8 protein-coding genes are annotated in these 6,854 nt (G+C 34.0%); 2 read left to right on the plus strand and 6 right to left on the minus strand.

Annotation, left to right across the window (positions count from 1 at the left end):
• The first annotated feature begins 138 nt into the window (after nucleotides 1–138).
• Together HMPREF9423_RS10620 and HMPREF9423_RS10625 are read left to right on the plus strand one after the other, a co-directional pair.
• Nucleotides 139–678, plus strand: coding sequence for a hypothetical protein (locus HMPREF9423_RS10620; protein WP_006149333.1), 540 nt, complete (start codon nucleotides 139–141; stop codon nucleotides 676–678).
• Nucleotides 679–736: 58 nt separating this feature from the next.
• Complete coding sequence (locus tag HMPREF9423_RS10625; protein ID WP_006149334.1) at nucleotides 737–1,267, plus strand: hypothetical protein; 531 nt, start codon at nucleotides 737–739, stop codon at nucleotides 1,265–1,267.
• A gap of 508 nt (nucleotides 1,268–1,775) precedes the next feature.
• Here the strand turns inward: HMPREF9423_RS10625 and HMPREF9423_RS10630 are convergent.
• The 6 genes from HMPREF9423_RS10630 to HMPREF9423_RS12705 form a co-directional block, all read right to left on the minus strand.
• Entirely contained in the window at nucleotides 1,776–2,258 is a 483-nt protein-coding gene (locus HMPREF9423_RS10630; RefSeq protein ID WP_006149335.1) for a hypothetical protein, read from the minus strand.
• 147 nt (nucleotides 2,259–2,405) lie between these two features.
• Nucleotides 2,406–3,983 (minus strand): AAA family ATPase, encoded by a 1,578-nt coding sequence (locus HMPREF9423_RS10635; RefSeq protein ID WP_006149336.1) that lies wholly within the window; start codon nucleotides 3,981–3,983, stop codon nucleotides 2,406–2,408.
• The gene (locus tag HMPREF9423_RS0102260) at nucleotides 3,984–4,448 is read right to left on the minus strand and encodes a hypothetical protein (RefSeq protein WP_006155591.1); all 465 of its coding nucleotides are present in this window, start codon (nucleotides 4,446–4,448) and stop codon (nucleotides 3,984–3,986) included.
• Entirely contained in the window at nucleotides 4,448–4,624 is a 177-nt protein-coding gene (locus HMPREF9423_RS12460) for a hypothetical protein (RefSeq protein ID WP_000343799.1), read from the minus strand. The genes HMPREF9423_RS0102260 and HMPREF9423_RS12460 overlap by 1 nt, the downstream gene beginning before the upstream one ends.
• Nucleotides 4,625–4,637: 13 nt before the next feature.
• Nucleotides 4,638–6,362, minus strand: coding sequence for a hypothetical protein (locus HMPREF9423_RS10640; protein WP_006155592.1), 1,725 nt, complete (start codon nucleotides 6,360–6,362; stop codon nucleotides 4,638–4,640).
• Between the two features lie 286 nt (nucleotides 6,363–6,648).
• On the minus strand, nucleotides 6,649–6,822 hold the full coding sequence (locus HMPREF9423_RS12705; protein WP_006149340.1) for a hypothetical protein: 174 nt from the start codon (nucleotides 6,820–6,822) through the stop codon (nucleotides 6,649–6,651).
• Nucleotides 6,823–6,854 lie beyond the last annotated feature (32 nt).

Here is a 6,854-nt window from a genome sequence, read left to right on the forward strand (position 1 = left end):
CGTATGGACTAATTAATTCTATCTCAATGTCCAGTTAGTTGAACATAATAAAATGTCAATATTTTGTCCGAGGCCGTGCTTTTTTTAAAAAAATAGTCTACAATATAAATATAGACAAATAAAAAGGAGTGAAAAATTATGGTATATGTTCACAGATTTTTAGGACAATGGTTAGACAAACACCACTCGTTAAATAAGGCCTCGATTATCCGAAAAGCATTGTCTATCAATAGTGGAGTTGACGAATACTTAAAACAAATAGAAGTTCGCAGACGGTTCACGTTGGCAGTAGAAAAGGGTAGATATTTTTATATGGTTCCTAAAGAAGTATCTATAGGAGATACCAGAGCAGATAGGTATTATCGTCTGGAAATGAGAGGGTACGAAAGGATATCATCCAACACCGTCTTTTACGGAAACGGAACATCCATTTTGGTCAAAGCCTTATTTGAGGGTAAAGGACAAATAGCACGTATTTACGAGTACGAAACATTAGAAATGCTTATAGAGGATTTAAGAGAAGAAGTAGCTATTACAAATAGTTGTGCCTATAAACCTTGCTATTTACTAGCGAGTGACTTTGAAGAGTTTAAACCTAGACTTAATCTAGGGAAGCTCTATTGCCACTATGTTCAAGCACCTAACTATCGTAAACCAATTGCTGAAGTAGAAATTTAAAACACTCATAATCAATTAGAATAGATATTTTTCTCAAGTTTTAAAGAGGAGTATTGCTATGGGACTTTCGTATGCACCAGAGTATATATGGACAGATCATTTTGTAGAAAGAGCTAATGATCGATTTGGAATTAAAGAAGAGCAACTTCCTAAATGGATTTCTAAGCAAATAAATAGCTTGACACCATATGATTCAAGCGAGGGACAAATTCCAGAAAAGCGAAAGTATATAACTGATAGTGGAATTATTTTTGTTTGTGATACGATTGATCATAAATTCATCACTTGTTATGAAGCGAATGATTGGATTGCTGATGGTAAAAAGATAACGATACATGATAATAACGTTGACTTGTTTAAGCAGGAAGTTGAAAAATTATCAAGAAAATACTACTTAAAAGACACGAAAGAAATGTTATTAAGTGTAAGAGATCATTTGACCGAATTTAATCAAATTGCTGAAAAATTAATGACAGGAAGAGTTAGTCAACAAAATTTTGAGCTCATTAGTAAATTTATTGATGAATTTCATGCAGTAAGAGCTGCTGTGAGAGTAATTGAAACCAAAAGGAATGATTTTAAACAATGATTTTCAGTAATTATTTTGTTTATTACAATTAAAAAACACCGTAGAATCGTCATTCTACGGTGTTGCTGCATTTTAAATGCAAGAAGTGACAGAAGGAAAATATAGAAAGCCACTTTTGCATTTAATAGGCAGGAGGAAGGTTCCAAGAGGAAAAACTTGGAACTTTTATGTTTTTGCTTTTCAACCTAAGAGGTGACTGAGGAAGTTTATTGTAGCCACCTCTTAGGCATAATAGGCAAGAGGAAGGTTTCAAGAGGAAAAACTTGAAACTTTGAGTGTACCAATTGGTACACTACTAGTATATCAGATATTTTATAAATTTCGCAAGTAAATTGGAAGGAGTTTCGAATTATTCAATAAAATAGTAGCGATTTGTAAATAAAAAAAGTTATTTTGAAGAACAAGTATCAGAGGCATCTAGCTTATATTGTATTTATTATTCAGCACTGACATATATGTAAGCAAGAACTATCTCTTGTATCTCCCCTTGTATCAATTTAAAGAACAATTAGTCTTTTATTACTGATACGGAACCATTTGAGCTAATTGCTCGACAACAGTCTGTATAAACTTCGATAAAATCATATCCTCCATGTAAAGCAATACTTTTGGCTTTATCGAGTCCACCAGGTAATGTCTCTCCTCGTTTATAATGCTCAATGATTTCTCCAACTAAGTCTAGGGTGTGAGCTTCGTAAGGTGCTCCTAAATAACATTTCGCTACAAAACCTAGGAGAATTCCATTAATATCCACATCTGGGAATTCCGACTTGATTGTATTAATAATTTCATTTACTTCTTTTTTATTATGAACATGTCCACCTGCATCTAGTTGATGAATAGCATCCATATATTCTTTAGATCGTGATTTTCTTAGAAGCCTATCTAAATTCAATTTATCTATCTGTGGTTGTTTTAAGTTAGAAGTCATGATATGGCTTGCTTGTGTTTGTTTTTTGGATTGATATGGATTTAATATTGGTTTAGGCATCTATTTTTCTCCTAATTGTATTATAAATTATATTTTGCAATTTAAGATTCCTTTTAGTGGTACTCTCAAAAAAGATCTTCATTTAGAGAATTATAAAAATGGACACGAAACTGAGATTACAGTTACCGTGTCCAAATAATGAACTTATTAAACAAGTACTTTTCTTGTTTTAGGTCCACTTTGTTTATGAACAAGTCCCTCTCCACCGATTGGTTTTCCAGATGCAGGAACAGCTCTTTCTTTCCCCCAATCTCTAATAGCCTCAATTTTTTCTGGGCTAGTTTGAGAGAGTGGGACTACGTTATTGAAAGCAGTCAAGATATTCTCTTCATTGAGAATAAAATTGTTATTAGCGATAGCTCGGTAAGCTAAATCTCTAACTGTCGATTCTAAATCAGCACCAGTGAAACCATCACTTATTTGAATGATATTATCAGCAAACTCTCCTTCAAATTCTAGACTTAAGTATTTTTTAAAATACAAAGCAAGTATTTCTTTGCGCTCATCTGCAGTAGGTAAATCAACAAAGAATAACTCATCAAATCTTCCTCGACGGAGAAGTTCTGATGGAAGCATAGACACATCATTAGCTGTTGCCACTACAAAAACTTGTTTTTTGCATTCTTGCATCCAGAATAAGAATTGACCAACCATACGAGTAGATACACCACCATCATTAGCGCCACCAGTAGCTCCTGATAGCCCTTTTTCTATTTCATCAATCCATAAAATACACGGAGATACATTCTCAGCGGTGGTTAGAGCATCTTTGAGTTGCTGTTCAGACTGACCTACATAACTTCCTTGAACCGTTGCAAAATCTAAACGATATAATGGAAGTTTCCAGTTAGCGGAGATTGATTTAGCAGATAAAGATTTACCGCATCCAGGGACACCTACTAGGAGTATTCCTCTAGGCGGTTGCAAGCCTTTCTCACGTAACATATCTTTCTTTTCGGGGGTTAGCAGTTCTTTCTTTTCATTAAGCCACTTCCTTAATCCTTCAAGTCCTCCGATATCCTTTACAGAATCATCTACAACTATTTTTTCTAGACCAGAGATATCAGAGAATAGGCGATCTTTTGCAAATCTTATCTCATCTAAATCAGATTTTCTTATGCACTTATTTGCAATCAAAGCAGCAATAACGTTCTCTGCCTCGATTCTAGTTACCCCATTGAGAGCTGCAGCAGCTTCTCGAATATCGGAGTTATCCCATTCAATCTGGATATCATTTCGATAGTCGTCAATGTATTCTTGAATTATTGAGTACATTTCCTCTTCGTTAGGTAAATCAATTTTTACTGTCATACCTTGCCGTTGAAGTTGATTCCAAATAGAGGTATTAGTAAAAACTATTACAACGCCCCCAGTTTCATTGGCTAGATTGACCAGTGCTAGGACTTGTTTAGAATCGCTATTTTCATTACTAAGGTCTGGAACTTCTGTCAGTACAATAGTTTGGTTTTGTTTCTTTTGCATTTGGTCCGTCATGTAATCTATTGCACCATAAACAGATTTATCATCGTTAACATTTTTACCAGAACTAAGATCATACACACCTTTGGTGAGAGTATGTACGTTGAATGGAAGTTGTAATTCTTCAGATATTTCCTTTAACATATCTAATGTTCTACTTGGCTCAATGGTATTGATAGCAATAAAAGGAATTCTTGCAAGTGAATATCTTGTAAGAAGTTCTTTGCTTTTTACTATATCGCTCATTTACTGTTCACCTTTATTTAAAAAAGAATTAATTTTATGATTTCTAATAATACTTGACATTTTCCCGCTTCGGTCCTGTTTTGCAGATTCTTCTAAAGATTTCTGCATACTATTAGCTTGCTCTATAACGAGATTTAAGTAGTGTTGTCGCTCTTTATCTGGAATTGCAGGAAGATTGATTGCTTCAGCTAAGAACTCCATTTCTTTTCTCAACGAAAGAATTGATTGAATGATTGCTCCCTCGTATCCTTGGGATTTTAGTAAATCATTTTGAAACTTATCTGAAGCTACATTCATACGGTAATTAACAGCGTCAATTAACTTAGTAGAGAAACGTTCTGCTACACCGTATTGCCATTCGATAGTCCCAGATTTCATCATTTTTAAAACTGATTCATCATCATCTTTGTTTTTAAAAATAGTTAAGATATTTACCCATTCTGCATATGTTTGTGGTTTATTCATTATTTTTGCCGTTTCCTTCTGACTAGCAATTGTGGAGGCACGATATCCCATGAAGGGAGTCCCTCAGCAAACACACTCATAGGTTCTTCGGTGATATCCTCTTCAGTATTAATGCTCTTAAATGGAGTGGTGTTATTAGATGATAGCTTACTATCGCCTTTATATTTTTCATCCATGTCAATTACCTCCTCAAATTTTAATTTTTCTATTAGATGATGCCAACTTGTTTACATATTGTTCAGGTCTTATTTGTTCGAGGAAATCAAGAACCTTAGTACTTTCAGCATCTTTCTCTGCAAATTCAATTCTAAAGTCTACAATTTCAGCCAGAGTAGCTCTTATAATTTGTTCACCATTTACTCTTTTATTCTCGTATTGTTCTTCAATTTTCTTGCGACTTGTTTCAATGTTTTCAATATTAGATTTATGCTTAAGAACCATAAAAACACCTGCTATAATAGCTATCAAACCTAAGAAAACATTGCCAGAAATCATCATCATTAAACCGATAACTCCGATAGCTATACCACCATATAAAAGGAATTTATCAAATAAACTTGGGAAGTAGTTTGACAAGGTTTGTTCTTTTTCAGTGTCTATCTGAGAATTAAATTTTTCAATCAACTCGTTTTCGTTTTGGCCATCTGTTGATTTATCGTTAAAAGTATCCACATTAATTTCAATTTCGTAAGGAATCTTCATGCGATTTTTTGCAGTAACATCATTATAAGCGTTTGTTACCCAATCACGAGAAAGAGCGAGTGCAAATTTTTGGGTAGATATACTTGAGTGAGAAGATTCGGGCTTCATTGCTGCATCTGTAAGTAACTGGGTGAAATCTTTATGGGTTTCAAATGCAGTCACTTCAATATTCATGTTTTGATGAGCACGGTTGTCATCTCCTCCGAAGTCAACCACAAACTGCTCGAATTTTTCTTGTTTTCGAAGAGCTAATTCTTCGTTGTCAAAATCAGTCACAAGTGTATCTAAAATATCATCTAATTGATTTTTGACGCTTTCTGTAGAACCTTTTTTCTCAAAAATATCGGTTAGGTAGTTTAACATTTGTTCATGAAGATGAGCCCCTTCAAGAATATCCTCTAGTATAGGCCAACTATTACTATATTTTCTTAGGTTAGGGTATAAATCTTCATCTAGTTCGCTTCTTTTTAAGTTAATGGCTTCGGACCATTGTTCTGTTTGCTGTTCAGTAAAACCAGGTTTTTCTTCAAGTCGACTGAGCCATTCATTCATTTGACGTGAGATGACTCCTTCGGTATCAGCTCCCAAAAGTCCACTCGCAAAAGCATCTAGGATAATTATAGAATTTCTGTCGAGATTTTCTTCATCTTGATTAGCTAGATAACGTTGAGTCCACTTAAGGCATGCGTTCTTTCTATTAGCTCTTCTACAAATTAAGGCAAAGAAAAGGGAGGTTTTTTCATCGTTTCGTTTAATCCCTTCCTTGACTGCTTTTTCAGCTAACTCGGGTTTATCATTTATCCATGCTGCTAATGCAACCAAGCATGGAGCAAGCCAGTAACCTGGAGTTGATATCATTAGTTCTTCTGTTGCAGTGCTGATTGTTTCTTTTTTGACAATTCCTAAATCATCAGCTTGTAAAATCCCTGTGGTAGTACGACGAACAATATCATAATGACCATATTTCTTCTCAATTTCCTGACGGATTTTTACCAGTCGAGTTTCAGCTTGTCCTAATCTATTAGCTTTTTGTTGGATATTCACAAATTCATGAAATTCTTGTGCTAAACTACCAATCTCATCGTAAACGATTTGAAGATTTTCGTTTGCTACATCAACTCTAGCATCAATTGTTCGTAATCCTTCATGGATAGAGCGCAAGTTGTTCTCGATAGCTCGAAGATCAGCTTGATGTATTATTCTTTCAGCCATAATATCCCCCTTGTTAATGATTTCTAAATTAATTAGAAAAATTTGGCCATGGAATATTCTTATCTTAAAGAAGTAATTATGTACTGAAAAACAGGCCACAATTACACATGATTCAAATGAAATATCCCAGAATTATTTTATTTTCTCCTTATAATAAGAATATCATAATTATTATTTTTATTCAACATACATTGAAAGAAGTGAAGTAAGCATTCAATACGAATCAATACATAAGAAAAACGCTGATTTTAAGCGTTTTTTCTTTTTTCAATTTCAATACATTTCACTATATTTCAGTCCAAACTCTACCTTTTTCAGATAAATATATCATCTGGATATTGAAGTTAAGCCCTGCTATCATTTCGATGGCAGGGCTTTTTAATGTTTGGTACACTACCTTCTTATCTATATTTTGATGGAGCTGAAGTTGACATCTACAAAGTTTAATGTTAAAATACATTCAAAAATATATTTGAATGAGGTGTTTTATGG

Origin of the sequence: Streptococcus infantis ATCC 700779 (genome assembly GCF_000187465.1) — a bacterium.
Taxonomy (GTDB): Bacteria; Bacillota; Bacilli; order Lactobacillales; family Streptococcaceae; genus Streptococcus; species Streptococcus infantis.

Coding starts and splice junctions, on each gene's coding strand:
- HMPREF9423_RS10625 (WP_006149334.1), top strand. CDS start 737: ATGGGACTTTCGTATGCACCAGAGTATATATGGACAGATCATTTTGTA.
- HMPREF9423_RS0102260 (WP_006155591.1), bottom strand. CDS start 4,448: ATGAATAAACCACAAACATATGCAGAATGGGTAAATATCTTAACTATT.
- HMPREF9423_RS10620 (WP_006149333.1), top strand. CDS start 139: ATGGTATATGTTCACAGATTTTTAGGACAATGGTTAGACAAACACCAC.
- HMPREF9423_RS10640 (WP_006155592.1), bottom strand. CDS start 6,362: ATGGCTGAAAGAATAATACATCAAGCTGATCTTCGAGCTATCGAGAAC.
- HMPREF9423_RS10635 (WP_006149336.1), bottom strand. CDS start 3,983: ATGAGCGATATAGTAAAAAGCAAAGAACTTCTTACAAGATATTCACTT.
- HMPREF9423_RS12460 (WP_000343799.1), bottom strand. CDS start 4,624: ATGGATGAAAAATATAAAGGCGATAGTAAGCTATCATCTAATAACACC.
- HMPREF9423_RS12705 (WP_006149340.1), bottom strand. CDS start 6,822: ATGTATTTTAACATTAAACTTTGTAGATGTCAACTTCAGCTCCATCAA.
- HMPREF9423_RS10630 (WP_006149335.1), bottom strand. CDS start 2,258: ATGCCTAAACCAATATTAAATCCATATCAATCCAAAAAACAAACACAA.